This is a genomic window from Streptomyces sp. NPDC045998, from assembly GCF_056430285.1.
Window position 1 is genome coordinate 384906 of record NZ_JBWKLJ010000006.1, and the last position, 18200, is coordinate 403105.

At 73.6% G+C, this 18200-nt stretch carries 21 protein-coding genes; 9 read left to right on the forward strand and 12 right to left on the reverse strand.

The window, feature by feature from the left end:
* Positions 1-40: 40 nt before the first annotated feature.
* Complete coding sequence (locus AC07FJ_RS20405; protein WP_479050754.1) at positions 41-997, reverse strand: ribonuclease BN; 957 nt, start codon at positions 995-997, stop codon at positions 41-43.
* Positions 998-1141: 144 nt separating this feature from the next.
* Between AC07FJ_RS20405 and AC07FJ_RS20410 the strand changes: the two genes are divergently transcribed.
* A complete protein-coding gene (locus AC07FJ_RS20410) occupies positions 1142-2143 on the forward strand; it encodes a DUF3048 domain-containing protein (RefSeq protein WP_479050755.1) in 1002 nt (333 codons plus the stop codon).
* A gap of 21 nt (positions 2144-2164) precedes the next feature.
* Here AC07FJ_RS20410 and AC07FJ_RS20415 read toward each other — a convergent pair whose 3' ends face one another.
* The 3 genes from AC07FJ_RS20415 to AC07FJ_RS20425 all read right to left on the reverse strand — a co-directional run bounded on the left by AC07FJ_RS20415 (position 2165) and on the right by AC07FJ_RS20425 (position 4313).
* Positions 2165-2608, reverse strand: a complete 444-nt coding sequence (locus tag AC07FJ_RS20415) for a DUF4383 domain-containing protein (protein ID WP_479050756.1) — start codon at positions 2606-2608, stop codon at positions 2165-2167.
* Between the two features lie 310 nt (positions 2609-2918).
* A complete protein-coding gene (locus AC07FJ_RS20420; RefSeq protein ID WP_479050757.1) occupies positions 2919-3998 on the reverse strand; it encodes a YihY/virulence factor BrkB family protein in 1080 nt (359 codons plus the stop codon).
* 30 nt (positions 3999-4028) lie between these two features.
* Positions 4029-4313, reverse strand: coding sequence for a hypothetical protein (locus AC07FJ_RS20425; RefSeq protein WP_479050758.1), 285 nt, complete (start codon positions 4311-4313; stop codon positions 4029-4031).
* A gap of 83 nt (positions 4314-4396) precedes the next feature.
* On the opposite strand from AC07FJ_RS20425, the gene AC07FJ_RS20430 reads away from it, so the two are divergent.
* The 4 genes from AC07FJ_RS20430 to AC07FJ_RS20445 all read left to right on the forward strand — a co-directional run bounded on the left by AC07FJ_RS20430 (position 4397) and on the right by AC07FJ_RS20445 (position 7407).
* Positions 4397-5344, forward strand: coding sequence for a GNAT family N-acetyltransferase (locus tag AC07FJ_RS20430; RefSeq protein WP_479050759.1), 948 nt, complete (start codon positions 4397-4399; stop codon positions 5342-5344).
* Between the two features lie 133 nt (positions 5345-5477).
* Positions 5478-5672: a hypothetical protein gene (locus AC07FJ_RS20435; protein ID WP_361424982.1), complete on the forward strand. Its 195-nt coding sequence runs from the start codon at positions 5478-5480 to the stop codon at positions 5670-5672.
* 170 nt (positions 5673-5842) lie between these two features.
* On the forward strand, positions 5843-6823 hold the full coding sequence (locus tag AC07FJ_RS20440; protein ID WP_479050760.1) for a TIGR03557 family F420-dependent LLM class oxidoreductase: 981 nt from the start codon (positions 5843-5845) through the stop codon (positions 6821-6823).
* 143 nt (positions 6824-6966) lie between these two features.
* Positions 6967-7407, forward strand: a complete 441-nt coding sequence (locus tag AC07FJ_RS20445; RefSeq protein WP_479050761.1) for a DUF2267 domain-containing protein — start codon at positions 6967-6969, stop codon at positions 7405-7407.
* Positions 7408-7457: 50 nt separating this feature from the next.
* Here the strand turns inward: AC07FJ_RS20445 and AC07FJ_RS20450 are convergent, their stop codons facing one another.
* The 3 genes from AC07FJ_RS20450 to AC07FJ_RS20460 all read right to left on the reverse strand — a co-directional run bounded on the left by AC07FJ_RS20450 (position 7458) and on the right by AC07FJ_RS20460 (position 10489).
* Positions 7458-8753 (reverse strand): phytase, encoded by a 1296-nt coding sequence (locus tag AC07FJ_RS20450; protein WP_479050859.1) that lies wholly within the window; start codon positions 8751-8753, stop codon positions 7458-7460.
* Positions 8754-8866: 113 nt separating this feature from the next.
* Positions 8867-9073 (reverse strand): hypothetical protein, encoded by a 207-nt coding sequence (locus AC07FJ_RS20455; protein WP_479050762.1) that lies wholly within the window; start codon positions 9071-9073, stop codon positions 8867-8869.
* An 81-nt stretch (positions 9074-9154) separates the two neighbouring features.
* A complete protein-coding gene (locus AC07FJ_RS20460; RefSeq protein ID WP_479050763.1) occupies positions 9155-10489 on the reverse strand; it encodes an MFS transporter in 1335 nt (444 codons plus the stop codon).
* A 69-nt stretch (positions 10490-10558) separates the two neighbouring features.
* Here AC07FJ_RS20460 and AC07FJ_RS20465 point away from each other — a divergent pair, with 69 nt between their 5' ends.
* A complete protein-coding gene (locus AC07FJ_RS20465; RefSeq protein ID WP_479050764.1) occupies positions 10559-11662 on the forward strand; it encodes a DNA polymerase III subunit beta family protein in 1104 nt (367 codons plus the stop codon).
* On the forward strand, positions 11659-12321 hold the full coding sequence (locus AC07FJ_RS20470) for a hypothetical protein (protein WP_479050765.1): 663 nt from the start codon (positions 11659-11661) through the stop codon (positions 12319-12321). Before AC07FJ_RS20465 ends, AC07FJ_RS20470 begins: the two co-directional genes overlap by 4 nt.
* A 4-nt stretch (positions 12322-12325) precedes the next feature.
* Here the strand turns inward: AC07FJ_RS20470 and AC07FJ_RS20475 are convergent, their stop codons facing one another.
* Together AC07FJ_RS20475 and AC07FJ_RS20480 are read right to left on the reverse strand one after the other, a co-directional pair.
* Positions 12326-13378, reverse strand: coding sequence for a glucose 1-dehydrogenase (locus AC07FJ_RS20475; protein WP_479050766.1), 1053 nt, complete (start codon positions 13376-13378; stop codon positions 12326-12328).
* 239 nt (positions 13379-13617) lie between these two features.
* The gene (locus AC07FJ_RS20480) at positions 13618-14535 is read right to left on the reverse strand and encodes an SGNH/GDSL hydrolase family protein (protein ID WP_479050767.1); all 918 of its coding nucleotides are present in this window, start codon (positions 14533-14535) and stop codon (positions 13618-13620) included.
* A gap of 319 nt (positions 14536-14854) precedes the next feature.
* On the opposite strand from AC07FJ_RS20480, the gene AC07FJ_RS20485 reads away from it, so the two are divergent.
* Both AC07FJ_RS20485 and AC07FJ_RS20490 read left to right on the forward strand, forming a co-directional pair.
* A complete protein-coding gene (locus AC07FJ_RS20485; RefSeq protein WP_479050768.1) occupies positions 14855-15247 on the forward strand; it encodes a hypothetical protein in 393 nt (130 codons plus the stop codon).
* 89 nt (positions 15248-15336) lie between these two features.
* Complete coding sequence (locus tag AC07FJ_RS20490; protein WP_479050769.1) at positions 15337-16257, forward strand: aminoglycoside phosphotransferase family protein; 921 nt, start codon at positions 15337-15339, stop codon at positions 16255-16257.
* A gap of 24 nt (positions 16258-16281) precedes the next feature.
* Here the strand turns inward: AC07FJ_RS20490 and AC07FJ_RS20495 are convergent, their stop codons facing one another.
* Genes AC07FJ_RS20495 through AC07FJ_RS20505 form a run of 3 tightly spaced genes read right to left on the reverse strand, consistent with a single transcriptional unit; the run spans position 16282 to position 18180 of the window.
* Complete coding sequence (locus AC07FJ_RS20495; RefSeq protein WP_479050770.1) at positions 16282-16977, reverse strand: SMI1/KNR4 family protein; 696 nt, start codon at positions 16975-16977, stop codon at positions 16282-16284.
* Positions 16970-17641 carry an HAD family hydrolase gene (locus tag AC07FJ_RS20500; RefSeq protein ID WP_479050771.1) on the reverse strand — a complete coding sequence of 224 codons (672 nt, stop codon included), beginning with the start codon at positions 17639-17641 and terminating at the stop codon, positions 16970-16972. Before AC07FJ_RS20500 ends, AC07FJ_RS20495 begins: the two co-directional genes overlap by 8 nt.
* Positions 17638-18180: a nucleotide triphosphate diphosphatase NUDT15 gene (locus AC07FJ_RS20505; protein WP_479050772.1), complete on the reverse strand. Its 543-nt coding sequence runs from the start codon at positions 18178-18180 to the stop codon at positions 17638-17640. Before AC07FJ_RS20505 ends, AC07FJ_RS20500 begins: the two co-directional genes overlap by 4 nt.
* Positions 18181-18200: the final 20 nt, after the last annotated feature.

Here is an 18200-nt window from a genome sequence, read left to right on the forward strand (position 1 = left end):
CTTGGTGGGTCTTGGCTTGTGTGGTGGCCCGGTTCGCGTACTACCTCTCCAGCACGGGGCTGATCTGACCGCAGGCGAAGCGACACCCTGGGCCCGGGGGGGGGGGCGACGGCCCCCCCCGCGCCCGGAGACGGTCCCGCCACCGTCGCGCGGTCCGCTCCAGGTGCCAGCGCTCCTCGTACAGCAGGCGCCCCACCAGCGAGCCGCCGAAGACCACGAAGCCGACCCCCACGAGCCAGGACTGGACGACCAGCATGGTCCCGACGGGGCCGTACGCCACCGTGTTCGAGGCGATCAGCGGCGAGAACACCAGCCGCGAGAAGCCCCGCAGCCCCGCCAGTCCGATCACGGTCGCCACCGCACCCGGCAGCAGCGCCCGCCAGGGCAGCCGCCCGCCCAGCAGCAGCCGCTGTGACCACCAGAAGAACAGCACCCCGCTCACCACGGCCACCGTGGCGCGCCACGTCAGGTCGCCCGCGTCGGTCGGCCGCGTGGCCACGTGCGCGGAGAGCAGCAGGTAACCGATGAGGACGGCGAGCCACACGCCGTGCCGCCACATGGTGTGCCAGCGCGCGGCGGGCAGCTCCCACACCTTCTCGTACCCGGTCTGCACGACACCGCCGAAGGTCACCCCGAAGACGGCCAGCGCCGCGAGACCGAAGCCGGTCGTCGACTCCAGCGCCCTCCCCGGCGTCGCGAACAGCCGCCGCACCTCCATGTCCGCCGGCGTCGACACGCCGAGGCCGTCCGAGACCCAGTCGGCGAAGCCCTGCCCGTTCGCCGGATCGGCCGCCGCGACCACGATGAGCAGCGGCACCAGGGTCAGCAGCCCGAGCGCCGCGAACCCCATGGACCGGTGCATCAGCTCCAGCTCGTTGCCCCGGCGCCATCCGCGCCCGGCGGCCGAGCCGTGGAAGGCGCCGTACAGCCGGCCGAGCCGGTCCAGCGGGCCGGCCCACCACCGCCGGCCCTCGGCACCGGAAGACTTCTCGGGCATGGAAGTCGCATACCCCGACGGCGCCCGCCGCTACGGCCGGTCGCGGAGGAGGCCCCGAATGGACGCTCGCGCGGATACTCCCGCCGGGACCTGTCCCAGCGGCCCTTTTCGTGGTGCACTGAGGGTGGGCAGAAAGCTGGGCCGATGGGTACGAAGCGGAAGCCGGGACCAGCGGCGGCAGGGATGGCCGTGGCGGTGTGCGCCGCCGTGGCCGCCGGACTCTACGGCTGCTCCTCCTCCGAGCCCCGGCGGGAACCCCCGAAGCCGTCCACGCCTCCCGCCTCCGCCCCGGCCGGCGTCTCACCCTTCACCGGGCTCCCGGCCCGCTCCGGTACGCCGGTGCTCGCCATCAAGATCGACAATGTGCCCCCGGCGCGCCCGCACACCGGACTCGGCGCCGCGGACATCGTCTACGTCGAACAGGTCGAGGCCGGGCAGAGCCGCATCCTCGCCGTCTTCTCCTCCCGGCAGCCCCCGACGGTCGGGCCGGTGCGCAGCGCGCGCGAGTCGGACCTGGAGCTGCTGCGGCAGTTCGGCCGCCCCGCGCTGGCGTACTCCGGCGCACAGTCGAAGCTCCGGCCCCTCATCGACGCCGCGCCCCTCTTCCCGCTCACCCCGTCGGACGCGCCGGGCGCCTACTTCCGCGGCGGCGACCGCCCGGCGCCGTACAACCTCTACCTGCGCCCCGACCGGGCCCTGGCCGCCGCGCCGCAGGCCGACAAGGCGCGCGACATCGGCTTCCGCTTCGGCGCGGCCCCGGCGGGCGGCCGTCAGGTCAACGAGCACACGGTCCGCTACCCGGCGGCGCGCTACACCTTCACCTGGTCGGAGAGCGGCAAGCGCTGGCAGGTGGCGATGGACGGGACGCCCGCCCGGACCACGGACGGCGGCCGGATGGGCGCCCCCACCGTCGTGGTGCAGCACGTGGAGGTGCGGCCCTCGGAGTTCCGCGACCGGTCCGGCAGCGTCTCGCCGTACACCGAGACCGTCGGCTCCGGCAGCGCGCTCGTCCTGCGCGACGGCCGGGCCCACGACGCCCGGTGGAGCAGGCCCGCGGCCGAGAGCGGCACCACCTTCACCACGCCCGCCGGGCAGCGGCTGAACTTCGCGCCCGGCCAGGTGTGGATCGTGCTCACCGCCCGCTAGGGTCTGTCCTTCGGATCAGCCCTAGGCGCGGCGACGCCGGGTCAGTACCACGCCCAGGAGGACCATCCCGGCTCCCAGGGCGAAGTGCAGCCAGTTGTCGGCCGTGTTGACGGGGATGAAGTTGGCGCCGCTGTCGTGGTCGACGAACAGCCCGTACAGCCACAGCGCCAGGTAGACGACCCCGCCGCCGATGAGGAACGACCGGGCGCCGGACACGGACCGCGCCATGGCGAGGCCCGCGATGCCGAACAGCAGGTGCACGAGGTTGTGCAGGATCGACACCTGGAAGACGCCCAGCAGCTTGGCCTCGGAGTGGTGCTCCGCGAACTCCATCGAGCCGTAGTCGGTGGTGATGCCCGGGATGAAGCCCAGTACCGCCACCAGCAGGAAGACCACCCCCACCAGGAGCGCTGCCTGCTGCACGGGACTGCGGGGCGTGGAGGTCATACGGGGTGTGCTGGTCATGACGGGAGCCTCCCTTTCCGGGGCGGTGCCTCGGGGCCCGCCGTACGGGCCCGCGGCGCCCGGGTACCCCCGGATCGGCACCATGTGCCCAGGGGGTGTCTTGTCGATCAGGCCGGATTAGTGAGCGGGGTCTGGTGCCGTGGATCGCAAGGCGGAGGAGGGAGCCACTGCGGAGCATTGGCGACCGACGACAACGCGGCGTGGGGGCACCCCCAGGCGAAGCTCTGGGGGAGCGGTGCCAGGCGTCGCGAGCCCGGCAAGGTCGACAAGACACCCCCTAGGGACCCCGCCCGTCTCGTCCGGGCGGGGGTCACTCCATGCGGCGGCGGTCCTCGTCGGTCCACTTGCTGGTGTCGCGCGGCTCCACGTACGGCTCCTCGTCCGCCGGATGGCCGCCGTCGATGGCGCGCTGCCGGGCCAGCTCCGCGTCGAACTCCAGGCCCAGCAGGACCGCCAGATTCGTGATCCACAGCCAGACCAGGAAGATGATCACGCCGGCGAGGGTGCCGTAGGTCTTGTTGTACGAACCGAAGTTCGCCACGTACAGGGCGAAGCCGCCGGAGGCCACCATCCAGATGAGCAGCGCGACCAGGCTTCCCGGTGTGATCCAGCGGAAGCCGCGGCCCCGGGCGTTGGGTGCGGCCCAGTACAGGATCGCGATCATGATGGTGACGAGGAGGACCAGGACCGGCCACTTCGCGATGGACCACACGGTCATCGCGGTGTCACCGAGACCCAGCGCCGTACCCGCCTGCCGGGCGAGCGTGCCCGTGAAGACCACGATCAGCGCGCTGACCAGCGCCAGTACCATCAGCGTGACGGTGAGCGCCAGCCGCAGCGGCATCACCTTCCACACCGGGCGGCCCTCGGGCATGTCGTACACCGCGTTGGAGGCGCGGATGAACGCCGCGATGTAACCGGAGGCCGACCACACCGCGGCCAGCAGACCGACCACGGCCATGACCGAGCCGACCCCCGCCGAGCCCTGCAGCTGCTGCACCGCGTTGGTGATGACGTCCCGCGCCGCGCCGGGCGCGAACTTCTGCAGGTTGTCCAGCACCGACCGGGTGACCGAGTCGCCCGCGAGGCCCAGCAGCGAGACGAGGACCAGCAGGGCCGGGAAGAGCGAGAGCACGCCGTAGTACGTCAGCGCCGCGGCCCGGTCGGCGAGCTCGTCGTCCTTGAACTCCGCGAGCGTCCGCCGCAGCACAGCCCCCCAGGACCGTTTGGGCATGTCGGTGGGCTGATCGGGTGCCCTGTCCTCGACCTCGGGGTCGGGCCCGGGGCGGTCGTCGCGGTGAACGTCGCGGTGGCCGCCGCCGCCCTGGCCGGGGCCGGTGACGGGGGGCTCCGGCTCGTTCCTGTGCTGCCGTTTCGTCATCCGTGCCATGGATCCGCGAGTAACCGCTGGGACGGTGGTTCAACCCTCCCGCGGCGGGTCCGGATCCTCCCCGGTGCCGCCGCCGGTCCCTCCGCTCTCCAGGGGCTCCAGGGTGGCGGCCACGTACTCGGCCTCCCGCTCGGCCGCGGACATGTCGGGGACGAGGAAGCCGTCCCCCGGCCGCTCGGGCGACCGGCCGGCCCCGGAGAGGCGCTCCCGCCACCGCTCGGCGAGCTGCTGCTGCCGCTCCTCCGGTTCCCGCTGGACGCGCGCCCGGCTGGCGGAGGTGAGGGCCGACAGGAAGTCACGCAGAACGTCGTTCATGGGGCCAGTGTTCTCCCGCCGGTCCCTTCCGGCACCCGTAAAACGGTTTGCACGCCGTGACGCCCGGCGCCGACAGTGATCCGATGCACCCAGCACCCCCATTGACCGTCCGGGCCGCCCGGACGGACGACGCGCCGCTGATCTGCGAGCTGCTCAACGCCGTCGACACGATCGAGACGGGCGCGCCCGACACCGAGCTGCACAGCGTCGAGGCCGACCTCGCCCACCCCGACGTCGACCTCGCCGAGGACTCGTGGCTCGCCTTCGAGGGCGGCCGGCTCGTCGCCTACGCGCTCGTGCTGCCCGCCACGAGGGCCGAGCGCGTGAACATCGACCACTACGTCCTGCCCGCGCACCAGGCCGCCGGCGAACGGCTGCTGGAGCTGGCCGAGGGGCGGGCCCGCACGCGGGCGGCCCGCAGCGGCGCGCACCAAGCGGTCGTCCACCTCCACCTCAACCACGAGCCCACCACCGACACCGCCCTGCTCGACGCCCGGGGCTGGCGGCGGGTGCGGCGCTACCACGTCATGAGCCGGGCCATCTCGCCGCAGGGCGACCCGGTGCCCGCACCGCCCGCCGGGGTGACGCTGCGCGACTGCACCGACGAGGCCGACCGCCGCCGCGCCCACGCCCTCGTCGAGGAGACGTTCGCCGGGCACTTCGACCACCGGAGCCGTACGTACGAGCAGTGGCGCCACGACATGGACGCCGCGCAGTGCGACTGGTCACTCGTCTGGATCGCCGCCCTGGAGGGCGCCGGCGACGCCGCCGTCCTCGTCAGCCGCAACGACCGCGAGTCCATGGCCTGGGTGAGCAACCTCGGCGTCCGCGAGGACGTACGCGGCCGGGGCCTCGGCGGCCACCTCCTGCGGCACGCCTTCGGCGCGTACGCGGCCCTGGGCCGCCGGACACTGGGCCTGGGCGTGGACACGCTCAACACGACGGGCGCCCTGCGGCTCTACGAGGCGCATGGGATGCGGAGGGAGTACGCCGTCGACACCTGGGAGGTGACGCTTCCCGTGGCGGCCTGACCGGGAAGAGGCCCCCGAGGCGGCCGCACGCCCCCCACGGCGGATCATGGGCCCGTACACTCGTGCCCGGCTTACCCCAGCGGCGGGGCGAGCGACGAGCGACCAACACGCTTTACCGGAAAGGTATTTCGACATGGACTCCGCTGTACTGGGCGATGCCCCGATCTACGACAGGCTGATAGCGGAAAGAGGAGACGTCCCCACCGACGTCCGCCGCGTCGCCGAGGAGACCCTCACGCAGGTGGGCCGCGCGATGGACTTCAGCGGGCTGGGCGGGCGCCAGGCGTACACGCCCCGCATGCCCTTCCCGCCCGCCCCGACGGGCTGACGCGCGACGGGCTGACGGCCGGCGGGCCGACCCGCGGCGTACGGAGGTCCCGGCGGGCTGCACAAAGGTGCGGACCGCCCACACCCCCGCCCCGACCGCGCTCCGCCCCGCCCTCACCCGTTCGCCCCCGTCCTGTTACGGCCGTGCCCGGCGGGGTACCCCTCAGCCCCATGGAGATCGGTTACAAGCTCGCGGCAGAGTCCTTCGGACCCGGTGAACTGGTCAGGCAGGCGGTCCTGGCGGAGGAGGCGGGGTTCGACTTCGTCGAGATCAGCGACCACTTCCACCCCTGGCTGGACAACCAGGGGCACTCGCCGTTCGCCTGGACGGTGCTGGGCGCCATCGCCGCCCGGACCAGCCGGATCGGACTGGCGACCGGTGTCACCTGTCCGACCGTGCGCTACCACCCCGCGATCATCGCGCAGGCGGCCGCGACCCTCGCCGTCCTGTCGGAGGGCCGCTTCGTCCTCGGCGTCGGCTCCGGTGAGCGGCTCAACGAGCACGTCGTCGGCACCGGCTTCCCCGACGCCGTCAGCACCCGCCACGAGCTGCTCCGCGAGGCCCTGGAGATCATCCGCCTGCTGTGGCGCGGCGGCTACCGCTCGTACGAGGGCAAGCACCTGCGCCTCGCCGACGCCCGCGTCTTCGACCTGCCCGCCGAGCCGCCCCTCATCGCCGTCGCCGCGAGCGGCGCGGCCTCCACCCGGATCGCCGCCGAACTCGGGGACGGCCTCTTCGCCACCGAACCCAAGGCCGACATCGTCCGCCAGTACCGCGAGGCGGGCGGCGGCGGCCCCCGGTACGCGGAGGTCCCGATGGCGTGGGCCCCCGACGAGCACACCGCGGCCCGCGCCGCGCTGGAGACCTCCCGGTGGGCGGTGACGGGGTGGAAGGTGATGAGCGAGCTGCCCAACCCCGTGAACTTCGACGCCGCCACGACGACCGTGCGCGAGGAGGACATCCTCGGCCAGTTCGCCTGCGGAAGCGACCCCGAGCGCTACGTGGAGGTGGCGCAGGGTTTTGTCGACGCGGGCTTCGACCGCCTGGTCATGCAGAACGCCGGCCCCGACCCGGACGGTTTCATCGACTTCTACCGCAGCGAACTCGATCTGCGGATGCGTCAGCTGAAGGCCGACGGGGAAACCGGCTGAACGCGGCCTGATGCAGGGCCTGATGCAGGGCCCGCACGTCGACGCTGAGTCGAGGGTTGTCAACTTTCTGGTGGGCGAGCTATATAGAAAGCCGTAGGGCATCCCACGCAGTGAGGAAGACGAGAAAGGCGACTCGCACACCCATGCTCACCACCGTCCCGGCCCCGCGGACCCACACGCCCCTCTCGTACGACGAGTTGGTCGACCTCGTGAAGCGCAACGGCCTGTACGCCACACGGGCGCAGGCGGACGCCATCACGCGCAGCGTGCTGGCGGAGCTCGGTCGCCAGGTGACCGGGGACGAGAGAGTGGAACTCGCGCAGCGGCTCCCCGCCGAAGCGGCGCGCGAGTTCGCCTCGCAGATCCCCGCGACCACGGCCGTGTCCGGATTCGGTTTCGTCCAGCAGATCGCCGCCCGCACCGGCGCCGGCCTGGGCGCCGCCCGCTGGGACACCGGCTCGGTGCTCCGCGCCGTCGCCCGCCTCGCCGGCCCGGAACTCCTCGACCGCCTGCTGGCACGACTCCCCGACGGCTACGCCCTGCTGTTCGGCCAGGCGCAGCTGACCCGTCCCCAGGCCGCCTGAGAGCGGGCAAGAGGACGGGCCGGGCCGGTCAGTCCTCCACGGCGTCCAGCTCAGTCCTCCACGGCGTCCAACACGTCGCCGAGGTCCACGAACGTGAAGCCGGTGGCCGCGCGGTCGCCGTCGCCCGGGGTGTCGTGCCCGTCCTGGACGACGAGGAGCCCGCGCGGGTACCGCGTGCCCAGCGGGGCGTTGAGCACGGCGGCGCCGTCGCACTCCTCCGACCCGTCCAGGACGGAGGAGGCGGCCGTGACGCGGAAGCCGCCTTCGTACTCGTTGGCGTCCGCCACCTCACGGTCGTAGAGGGCGAAGGTGTCGTCGCCCTGGCTGGAGGCGAGGAGGTAACCGTCGCCGTCCGCCTCGGTGAGCAGGGTCAGCCCCTCGACATCGGCCGACAGCCGCGAGCCGCCGAACCCCGGATCGGCCCCCGCCACGCACTCGTCGCTCGGCTCGTCGTACACCACCGGCACCCCGTACTCGCGTACGCGGTCGATCAGCCGCGGCGCCGTGGTGAGGTCGGCGCTCAGGCGCCAGATGCCGACGTCCTCCTGACCGGCGTACAGGACGCCGTTGGCCGGGTCGACCACCATGCCCTCGACCTGCGGCAGTTCGCCCGGCTCGGCGCACGGCGACCAGGTGGACCCGTCGGGGAGCCGGAAGGCGGAGGGCAGGTCCACGGTCCGGACCTTGCGGTAGCCCACCGTGCCGTCGGCGCCGGCCGTCAGCTCCAGGAGCGCGATGCTCGTGCGCTCGCGGCGGCTGACGAGGGCGTACGAGCGGCCGGTCGCGCGGTCGGTCCAGGTGGCCAGACCGTACGCGGTCCGCTGCTCCTCGATCTCGCTCTCGTCGGCGGAGAAGACGGGCGGCGCGGCGGGGTCGGTGACGTCGACGAGCGGGCCGCCGGGCGCACCGGGCCGGATGCGGTAGACGCGCAGCCGGTCGTTGCCGCGGTCGGTGGTGACGGCGACGTCGGCGCGCCCGGTGGGCAGCCGCAGACCGTGGACGAGGTCGACGTTGTTGAACCTGCCGCCGGGCGGTGTCGCGAGGGACTGCACGGGCCGGGCGTCGAGGTCGTAGACCCGTAGGCCGCCCTCCTTGGCGGTGCCGATGACCAGACTGCGGCCGGGATCGGCGGCGTTGCGCCAGATGGCGGGGTCGTCCGCGTCGGCGTTGCCGCCCGCTTCGTCGTCGTACAGGGTGGGCGTCTCGGCCCTGGGAGTGACGGACGGCAGCGCCTCGGCGCCGCCACCGCCCGCCTGTGCGGGCGGGGCGGTGGCGGTCAGCGACGCCAGCGCCGCGAGCGCGGCGACCGATGCGAGGACGGCCGGGTGGGTACGACGGACCCTGATCACGCACGAACTCCTTCATGCCGGGAACATGACACCTTCGGCCCGGGATCTTGGTCGGCTCCCGCGTCGCTAGGTCGTCTTCCGCCGGTGCAGGAGGTGTACGGCGCGTGAACCTACGCGTCCGGCGTGTCCCCCTCGGCCCCTCCCGGCGCCGCCTCGCCGTCGAGGCTCGTCGTGGCCGACTCCAGGGGTCCGAGGAGGTCCGGGGTGCTCAACCCACCCCCGCCGGGAGCGGCTTGGGCGGAGGGAGCGGGGCTGAGGGCGGCGACCGCCGCTCCGACGGCGAGGGACGCGACGGCGAGCATGCTGCGCTTCTTCATGCCCTGTTCAACCGCGAAACCCCGCCCGGCGTCACGACCCACCCGCCTCGTACGGATGTGCTGGTGGTGCCGCGGCCGGTCTCACGGCGCCGGGTCGCGCGCGTCGTACCGCGCGAACCCGCGCCAGCGCAGCGCCAGCAGCCCCACCGCCACCACGCAGGCGACGCCGCCGCCCGTCACGGCGAGCGCGGGTGTGGTCAGGTCGGCCACCGACCCCGCGACGAAGTCACCGAGGCGCGGGCCGCCCGCGACGACGACGAGGAACACGCCCTGCAGACGCCCGCGCATGTCGTCGGGCACCGCCGCCTGGAGCATGGTGGTGCGGAAGACCATGCTGACCGTGTCCGAGAACCCGGCGAGGGCGAGGAAGAGCACGCCCAGCCACAGCTCGCGCGTCAGCCCGAAGACCGCGACGGCGGCCCCCCACGAGGCCACCGCGAGGAGGATCGCGAGCCCGTGCCGGCGGATCCGGCCCTGCCACCCCGAGAACAGTCCGCCCAGGAGCGCCCCGAAGGCGGGCGCGGCCACGAGCAGCCCGGTGGTGCGCGCGTCGCCGCCGTACCAGAGGACGGCGACGGCAGGCAGCAGGGCACGGGGGTGGGCGAGGATCATCGCGCAGAGGTCCGAGAAGAACGTCATCCGCAGGTTGGGCCGGGTGCCGAGGAAGCGCAGCCCGTCGAGGACCGAGGCCCGTCGGGCGCCGTCCTCGCCGTCCTTGGTGTCCTTCCGGTCCGGGAGCATGGCGGGCAGTCGCCACATCGCGTACAGGGCGGCGCCGAAGGTGACGGTGTCCACCAGGTAGGCGGCCTCGTACCCCCACAGGCCGACGATGAAGCCGCCCAGCATGGGCCCGACCAGTGTGCCGGACGTCATCGTCATCGAGCTGAGCGCGTTGGCGGCCGGCAGCTGCTCGGGCGGCAGCAGCCTCGGGATCATGGAGCTCCGGGCGGGCCCGTTGAGCGCCTGGCAGACCGCTTGCAGCGCGACGATCCCGTACAGGAACCAGACGTGGTGGAACCCGGCGAGGGTGGCCGCGGTGAGCGCCGCGGACAGCGCGGCCGAACCGGTGGCGCTGAACAGCCCGAGCTTGCGCCGGTCGATGGTGTCGGCGACGGCGCCGCCGTACAGGCCGAAGAACAGCAGCGGTACGAGGGAGAACAGGCCGACCAGGCCGACCGAGAAGGTGGAGCCGGTGATGTCGTACACCTGGAGGGAGATCGCCAGGGTGGTCATGCCCTGACCGATCCAGGAGACGGTGTTGCCGAACCACAGACGCCGGAAGTGCACCGAGGACCGCAGGGGGGTCAGGTCGGCCAGTATCCGGCGGCGTACGGCGGTGGGTGCCGCGGTCACGGCCGGTCCACCGCGCGGCCGGAGGGGCGTGCGGGCGCGGAACCATGTGCGTGGTGCGTGCATGTGCGTCTCGGCATGGGCAGCAGCATAGGGTTTGACCTTCAAGCCGCTTGAACGCCCACACTCGCGGGCATGGACGACAACGACGGTTCCGACGACAACGACGGCCTGCTCAGCATCGGCGCCTTCGCGCGCAGAGTGGGACTCGCACCGAGCGCGCTGCGGTTCTACGACGACTGCGGCGTACTGCGCCCCGCCCGGGTCGACGAGGTGACGGGCTACCGCTACTACGCGCCCGGCCAGGAGCCCCGCGCTTCGCTGATGCGGCGCCTGCGGGAGGCCGGGGTACCGCTCACCGACGCCTCGCTGGTGCTCGACGGCCCTCCGGAGGAGGCGCGCGCGGTGCTCGAGGCGCATGCGCGGAAGGCGCGGGAGGCGGCCGACGCGGCCCGGTCGGTGATCGGGGAGGTGCTCGGCGGCGGCGCGGGGGACGGCGCCGCCGGGACACCGACCCGGGCGCGTATCGGGGGAGCGGAACTGGCCAGCGCGGTACGGCAGGTGGCGCCCGCCGTCGCAGGCGCGGCCCTGCGCGAGGAGTTCCCCGCCCTCGGCTGCGTCCTCGTCGAACTCGACGGCCAGGAGGTACGGCTGGTGGCCACGGACCGCTACCGGCTGGCCGTCCGGACGCTGCGGCCGCTCGCGATCGAGGGCGGGCCCCGGCACCTCCTGATCGACGCCCGCGACATGAGAGAGCTGGCGTCCTGGGCCGTACGCCGGTCCGAGATCGTGATCGAGACCGACGGCGGAGGCGGCACACGCCTCACGGGCGACGGCCACAACCGGGCCGTGACGCCCGTCGGCGGGACCTTCCCCGACTACCGCCTGGTCCTCGACGGGCTGCCGGCGCCCCGGACGCGGATCATCGCGGACCGGACCGCCCTGCGCGCGGAACTCGCCACGACCGGCGAAGGCGGCCCCGTCACCCTGTCCACCGAGGACCAGCACCTCCTGCTGTCTCGCCCCGGCGCGGCACCCGCACCCCAGCGCGCCATCCGCACCGGGGAGCCGCCGCGCGTCTCCTTCGACCCCGAGGTGCTGCTCGCGGCGCTCGACGCCGGGGTCGGGCCCGACGTGCTCCTGGAGGTCTCCTCACCCTCGGAACCGGTCGTGGTCCGCTCCGCCGACCAGGGAAGCTTCACCACGCTCGTGATGCCCGTCAGAGAGAAGGCCGCGTGAACGCCGAGAACCCCGTCGTCCGGCTGTGCGCCCAGGGCATGCGTGCCGAGGCCGAGGGCCGGGAGAGCGACGCGCTCGCCCTGTTCCGGCGCGCGTGGGAGAGCGCCGCCGACGACTACGAGGCCTGCGTCGCCGCCCACTACCTGGCCCGCCACCAGCCGACGCCCGAGGAGACGCTGCACTGGAACCAGGAGTGCCTCGACCGCGCCGACCGGGTGGCCGACGACCGCGTCAAGGGCTTCTACGCCTCCCTCCACCTGAACATGGCCACGGCCCACCGGGACCTCCACCACCCCGACCTGGCCCGCGCGCACTACGAGCGCGCCGCCGCACACCTGGGCGACCTGCCGCCCGGTCCGTACGCCGACGCGATCCGCTACGCGGCCGCCGCCGGCCTGCGCACCTCGGACACCGCCGCCGACGGCCCCCTGCCGGACCTGATCTCACGCTGGTGCGCCCGCGGCGACCTCAAGGCCCTGGCGCTGGTCCTCCCGCCCCATCTCGGCGACCTCGGCACCCCCGAGGACCGGACACGGCTGGCCACGGCACTGCGCATGGTCCACGCCGGCCGCTGGCTGCCTCAGGACGAGCAACACCTGCTGGCACAGGCCCTCGCCGCACTGCCGGCCGTAGCCCCGCGCGGGCGGGCAGGGGCTTGAGGGCTCAGCCCGTCAGGTCGATGACGACCTTGATGTCGTCGTCCTGCGCGGCGAACGCCTCCTCGGCGCGCTCCAGCGGCACCCGCCGGGTGATCGTGCGCTCCAGCCAGCCCCGGTCCGCCTTGGCGAGTGCCTCGGCGGCGTGGCGGTAATGGCGCAGGTTGGCGTTGACGGAGCCCACGACCACGTCGTTCTCCAGGACCAGCTCCCGGTTGATGGTGCCCGCGTCGACGGACAGCTGCCGCCCCTGGGGCGACACGCCCGTCAGGCACACGACGCCGTACGTGGCCGTCCCGGCCATCGCGGCGAAGACCAGGTGCCCGGCCCCGGTCGCCTCGATCACCACGTCGGGCCGAACGGAGGAGGTCACCCGGTCGATGTCCTCGCTGTGGTACGTCGCCCCGAGGCCGGCCACCAGGTCCGGCTTCGGCCCGGACGTCACCCGGTCGAGGACGTGTACCTCCAGTCCGCGTTGTACGCCGAGGAGCGCGGCCAGCAGCCCGATCGGCCCGGCCCCCGTCACCAGGGCGCGCCGCGGTTCGAACCAGGCCCGGCCGCCCACGCGCTCCACCTGCTCCCACGCCTTGGCGACCACGGTGGTGGGCTCCAGCAGCACGCCGACCTCCTCCAGGCCGGGGTCGAGCCTGACCGCGTAGTCGCTCTCCACGGTCCAGGACTCGCTGCCGTACCCGTGACGCTCCTTGATGCCGCGCTCGGTGTAGCGGCCGTTGCGGCACATGTCGAACTCGCCGTGGGCGCAGGCCCCGCACGGCTCCGGGTCGGGGCGACGCACCACGCCGACCACCAGGTCGCCCGCCTCGAACCCGCCGCCCGGCGGGGCCTCGCGTACCCGCCCCAGCGACTCGTGGCCCAGCACCAGCCGCTCCTCGCCCGGTGGAGCCCACCCGTACGCGCCGGCCAGGATCTCCTTGTCCGTGCCGCAGACCCCCACCGCCAGCCCCTGCACCAGCAGCTCGCCACGGCCCGGCACCGGCTCGGGGACGTCCCTCACCTCCAGGGACCGGGGGGACGAGGGACGGACGGTGACAGCGCGCATCGGCTTCTCCCTGGGCATGCGGAACTCGAGGTGCAGCGGCCGGGAGCACGCGGCCGCCGCACCACGCCTGGCTTATCGCGGGTACCCGACCAAAGGGTGCCAAACGGCCGAAAAAGTCCGCGGGACGCGTCGGACACGCCTCCGCCACCCGCCCCCCGCCGGCCCGCCGATCTGCCGATCCGCCGATCCGCCGGCTCGCCGCGACTGCGCGAGCCGGCGGAAGCCGTGGGGCCGGGGGCTCAGTCGACGGCGGCGAGGACCGCGTCGGCCATGGCCTGCTCACCGGCGGCGTTGGGGTGGAACGGAGCGGCGGCGTTCGTGCTGAGCGGCTCCATCCAGCGCGTCCCGGCCGGCTTGCACGCGTCATGGCCTATGGACTTGGTGTACGTGTCGACGTAGACCGCGCCGTGCGCGGCGGCCTGCGCGGCGATCATGCTGTTGAGGCGCTTGTGGGTGTCGCGCAGCCACGGGGCGTCGCCCTTGGCGATGGAGACCACCGACGGGCAGTTGGTGCCGTCGTCCGGCAGGATCGCGGGGTAGCCCGTGATCAGGATCCTCGCCTGCGGGGAGCGCTCGCGGATGCCCTGGATGGCGGCGGCGATCTTGGGGGCGGTGGCGTTGATGGTCTGGGCCAGTCGGTCGGTTCCGGTCCAGGTGTAGCTGGTCTTGCAGGGCGAGCCCGACATGTTGAACAGGCCGAGGCTCACGCAGCGGACGATGATGTTGGCGAAGCCGATGTCGTTGCCGCCCACGGTGAGGGTGACCAGGTCCGTGTCGGCGCTGAGCGCGTCGAACTGCGGGGGCGCGGAGGCGTGCTGCGCCGATGTCAGGTGCACGGTGGTGGCACCGCCGCAGGTGACGTCCTTGTGGGCGGCGGGCGTCAGCGCGGCGTTCAGCAGCGCGGGGTAGTTGCGGCTGGAGCGCGTGCAGGTGGAGTCGGTCTGGTCCGGTACGCCGGCTCCCGAGGCGTACGAATCACCCAGGGCGACATAGCGGTTGACCGCGGCCTCCTCGGCGACGGCGGGGCTCGCGCCGGCCCCGGCCGCGGTGGCGAGGGCGGCCGCGGTGGCCGTGAGGGTGAGGACGGCCCGGGTGCGGGTGCGGGTGCGGGTGCGGCTGGGTGCGCCGGTACGGCGGCTCGACGGAACTGATCGCATGACGGTGCCTCTCAAGTGGGGAGGGAGCGCCTGCCGTTGGCGGTCGGGACGGTTCGGCGAGGCGCACGGCGTCATGGAGGCGAGGCGGGCCCGTCCGCCTGCCCCATGACACCGCGAGGGCACTGCGCGCGCAGTTACTGATCAGTTGTACTGGCACGTAATATGAGGTCGGAGTGACGGCCCGTCAAGGGATCTCGCAGGAAGTGGTTCAATCGGATACTTGTCTGCCCGAGCCCCTCGTCGCCGGGCTCTTCGATGCGGCGCTCGAACATCGGCAAGCGGCCCCACCCCGTGGCCGTCAGCTCCTACGGTGACGGGTATGAGTACCGACGACGTCAATCCCGATGGCGGCATCAATCCCGATGACGAGTGGCCCCTGCCCCCCGCCTGGATGTTCGACTGCGCGGACTGTGTCCGCATCTACTCGGCGATGAAACGCACCCTGGCGGAGATCGACATCCTCAGCCTCACCGTGGAACCCGGCGTGGATTACGACCCGTTCGACAGCGGCCCGGGCTCACAGATCCGTCTCGCACACCATCTGGCGACCGCCCACCGGGAGTTGTTGCCCGACTGGCTCGGGGGCTGCGCGCGCTGCGCCGATCACCAGCGATGGCTCGCCCGGAAGGGCACGACCGGTTACGAGCTGGTCGCCGCCGAGCACCGGGCCGCTCATGTCTTCATCCCGCCGAGCAGAGTCGGCCTCTTCTAGAGCCCGAGAGGTTCTAGAGCCCGAGAGGCCGAGGGCCCGAGAGCCCGGCCCCGGCCGCCCCGCCCCCGAACCCACCCCTGGAGGAACCCATGTGCGCCGCGAAGATGCACGCGGACGAGCCGGACACCGGCGAGACGCTCGTACACCGCCTGATCAGTGCGCGGTTTCCGCGGTGGGCAGGGCTTCCGGTCGCGCCGGTCGCCTCGGCGGGTACGTCCAACGCCATGTACCGGCTGGGCGAGGACATGGTCGTCCGGCTGCCCCGCACGGCGGGGGCGGCCGGTGATGTGGCGAGGGAGCACACGTGGCTCCCGCGGCTGGCCCCGGAGCTCCCCGTACCCATCCCCGTACCGCTGGGCAAGGGGCACCCCGCCGAGGGCTATCCGTGGCCGTGGTCCGTCTACCGCTGGCTCGACGGCGAGAACCCCACCCCCGGGCGGCTCGCCGCACCCCACGCCTTCGCCCGCGACCTCGCGGAGTTCGCCGCCGCGCTGCACGGCCTCGACACCGCCGGCGGCCCCGCCTCGTACCGGAGCGAACCCCTGGCCGCGAGGGACCCCGAGACCCGCGCCGCGATCGCGCACCTGCACGGAACCCTGGGCCCCGAGGCGGCGCACGGCGCGACCGGCGTATGGGACGCGGCTCTACGCGCCCCCGCCCGGTCCGGCCCGCCGGTCTGGATCCACGCCGACCTCCAGCCGGGCAACCTGCTGACCGTCGACGGCCGGCTCAGCGCCGTCATCGACTTCGGGTGCCTGGGCCTGGGGGACCCCGCCGTCGACCTGATCGCCGCCTGGTACGTCCTGCCGGCCGAGGCCCGCGGCACGTTCCGGGACGCCGTCCGGGCCGACGACGCCTCCTGGGCCCGGGGGCGCGGCTGGGCGCTGTCCACCGCGCTCCTCGAACTGCGGTACTACCGGGACACGAACCCGGCCATGGCGTCGATCGCACGGCACGTCATCCACGAGATCCTCGCCGATCACGAACGCGCCGCGGTGTCGCCCGTGTGACCGCGCTCCCGCCGGGGACCTCTCTCACCCCTCCAGCCAGTCTCCCGGCACCGCCTCCCGCAGCCCCTCCAGCGCCGCCTCCGTACGCGCCCGGGCATACAGGAAGGAGCCCTCGACCTCCCGTATCAGCACGTCCTCGCCGGCGAACCAGCGCGTCCCGCGACCCACGGGCGGCAGTTCCCGGAACCGCCGCTCCACCTCCTCGCTCTCCTGCTCCTCGATCTCCAGGTAGTCGGAGAACCCGTCCGGGAACAGGACCACTTCCGCCATGACCATCTCGACGCACGCGGCGGTCAGGCTGGAATCCCATGGCTCCCAGCGCTCCCGCGACGCGTCCGCCAGGTCGGCCCGGATCACCGTGCCGGGGTCGTCGCCGTCGAGCTCGTCCAGGAGGACGCCCCAGCAGGCAGCGCCCTGGTTCTCCACGCGGTAGACGAGCGCGCCGTCGACGACGTACAACTCCTCGGGCGCCAGCAGCGTGTCGTGGTTGCTGGTGAGGTCCTCGCGACGCCCGAAACGCAGGTACGCCTCCCGGAGCGCCGCCGGCAGGCGCAGGCCCAGGCGCCGCTCGGCGGCCGCCACCTCCGCCGGGCTCCAGCCGTCGCCGGGGCGCAGCGGCTGCTGCCAGTACGCGGCGAAGCCGGCGATGAACGGCCAGGCCTCCGCGCGGTCGCGCAGCGCCCCGGTCAGCCCGGCGTGGATGTCGAACGTCTCAGCCATGCCCGCACCCTACGGCCACGCACTGACAACGCCCCATGGCGCTTCTGGCGGTGCGGTACGCCTCGCGCAGGTCGTCACCGTCGTACCGGTAGCGGGCGAGACGGCGCAGGGCGCCGTCGGCGTTGACCGCCACGGTGTGGGTGAGCTCGCGGAACAGGGGTATGTCGGAGCCCGAGTCCCCGTACGCGACGCAGGAGTCGCGGTCGAGCCCGAGCGCCGTACGGATGCGGTCCATGACGAGGACCTTGTCGGCGGGGGTGAGGATCCGCGCCGGGTCGGGTGCCGCACGCAACGGCAGCGGCGGGAAACCGGAGGCGATGACCTCGTCCACGCCGAGCGCCGTCAGGCGCCCGGCGAAGAAGTCGGGGGACATGGTGATGACGGCACTGTGCTCACCGCGCTCGCGGATGTCCGCGACCACCTCCGCCAGCCCGCCGATCCAGGGAGCGCCGTCGAACACGTCCGCCACGGTCTCGGCGGCCAGCTCCCGCCACAGCACGCACAGTTCGGACGCGAACCCGCGCGTGTCCACGGCTCCCGACGCGAAGGCCGCCTCCAGCCGGACCAGCTCCGGCAGGCAGCCCAGGCGGCGGGCGATCTCCAGGCCGGCGGTGGTGCCGCGCAGCAGGGTGCCGTCCATGTCGAACACGTGCAGGCGGCTCAACGCCCCGCCCCTGGGTCGTCCGGGACCTCCGGGGCGTCAGGGGCGTCCGGGCCGTCCGGGACCTCCGGGGCGGCCTGCGCGGCCGCCGGGTACAGGGCCCAGCCGTCCGGGGCGGGCCGGTTCAGCCAGGCGGCGAGCAGCGCCGCGCTCGGCGGGAACAGCGGCGCGGGCAGATCCTCGGGCCGGGCCCAGACCCACCGGTCCAAGACCTCCGGCTCGCGTACGGAGGCGACGGCGTCCTCGGCCGCGACCCGGGCCAGCACACCCGCCGTCATGTGGACGCGGTCGCCCTCGGTGTGCAGGGCCACGGCGAACACCCGCGCGCCGCCCGCCCCCGTGATGCCGCTCTCCTCGACGGTCTCCCGGAGGGCGGCCTGCTCGAAGCTCTCCCCGGCCTCCACGTGACCTCCGGGCAGAGACCACGAGGCGGGCTCGCCCTGCTTGATCCGGTGCCCGATCAGCACGGCGCCGTCGGGCCGCAGCAGTACGGCTCCGACCCCGACGACCGGCCGGGGAGGCTGCGCCGAGGTGCCCGTCACCGCCGCGGGTCCGTCGTGGT

What these genes read in the sequence shown, in the direction of transcription:
- AC07FJ_RS20490 (WP_479050769.1), top strand. Translation starts at nt 15,337, where the DNA reads ATGTGCGCCGCGAAGATGCACGCGGACGAGCCGGACACCGGCGAGACG.
- AC07FJ_RS20475 (WP_479050766.1), bottom strand. Translation starts at nt 13,378, where the DNA reads ATGCGCGCTGTCACCGTCCGTCCCTCGTCCCCCCGGTCCCTGGAGGTG.
- AC07FJ_RS20455 (WP_479050762.1), bottom strand. Translation starts at nt 9,073, where the DNA reads ATGAAGAAGCGCAGCATGCTCGCCGTCGCGTCCCTCGCCGTCGGAGCG.
- AC07FJ_RS20480 (WP_479050767.1), bottom strand. Translation starts at nt 14,535, where the DNA reads ATGCGATCAGTTCCGTCGAGCCGCCGTACCGGCGCACCCAGCCGCACC.
- AC07FJ_RS20445 (WP_479050761.1), top strand. Translation starts at nt 6,967, where the DNA reads ATGCTCACCACCGTCCCGGCCCCGCGGACCCACACGCCCCTCTCGTAC.
- AC07FJ_RS20440 (WP_479050760.1), top strand. Translation starts at nt 5,843, where the DNA reads ATGGAGATCGGTTACAAGCTCGCGGCAGAGTCCTTCGGACCCGGTGAA.
- AC07FJ_RS20460 (WP_479050763.1), bottom strand. Translation starts at nt 10,489, where the DNA reads ATGCACGCACCACGCACATGGTTCCGCGCCCGCACGCCCCTCCGGCCG.
- AC07FJ_RS20420 (WP_479050757.1), bottom strand. Translation starts at nt 3,998, where the DNA reads ATGGCACGGATGACGAAACGGCAGCACAGGAACGAGCCGGAGCCCCCC.
- AC07FJ_RS20495 (WP_479050770.1), bottom strand. Translation starts at nt 16,977, where the DNA reads ATGGCTGAGACGTTCGACATCCACGCCGGGCTGACCGGGGCGCTGCGC.
- AC07FJ_RS20465 (WP_479050764.1), top strand. Translation starts at nt 10,559, where the DNA reads ATGGACGACAACGACGGTTCCGACGACAACGACGGCCTGCTCAGCATC.
- AC07FJ_RS20430 (WP_479050759.1), top strand. Translation starts at nt 4,397, where the DNA reads ATGCACCCAGCACCCCCATTGACCGTCCGGGCCGCCCGGACGGACGAC.
- AC07FJ_RS20425 (WP_479050758.1), bottom strand. Translation starts at nt 4,313, where the DNA reads ATGAACGACGTTCTGCGTGACTTCCTGTCGGCCCTCACCTCCGCCAGC.
- AC07FJ_RS20485 (WP_479050768.1), top strand. Translation starts at nt 14,855, where the DNA reads ATGAGTACCGACGACGTCAATCCCGATGGCGGCATCAATCCCGATGAC.
- AC07FJ_RS20435 (WP_361424982.1), top strand. Translation starts at nt 5,478, where the DNA reads ATGGACTCCGCTGTACTGGGCGATGCCCCGATCTACGACAGGCTGATA.
- AC07FJ_RS20410 (WP_479050755.1), top strand. Translation starts at nt 1,142, where the DNA reads ATGGGTACGAAGCGGAAGCCGGGACCAGCGGCGGCAGGGATGGCCGTG.
- AC07FJ_RS20405 (WP_479050754.1), bottom strand. Translation starts at nt 997, where the DNA reads ATGCCCGAGAAGTCTTCCGGTGCCGAGGGCCGGCGGTGGTGGGCCGGC.
- AC07FJ_RS20415 (WP_479050756.1), bottom strand. Translation starts at nt 2,608, where the DNA reads ATGACCAGCACACCCCGTATGACCTCCACGCCCCGCAGTCCCGTGCAG.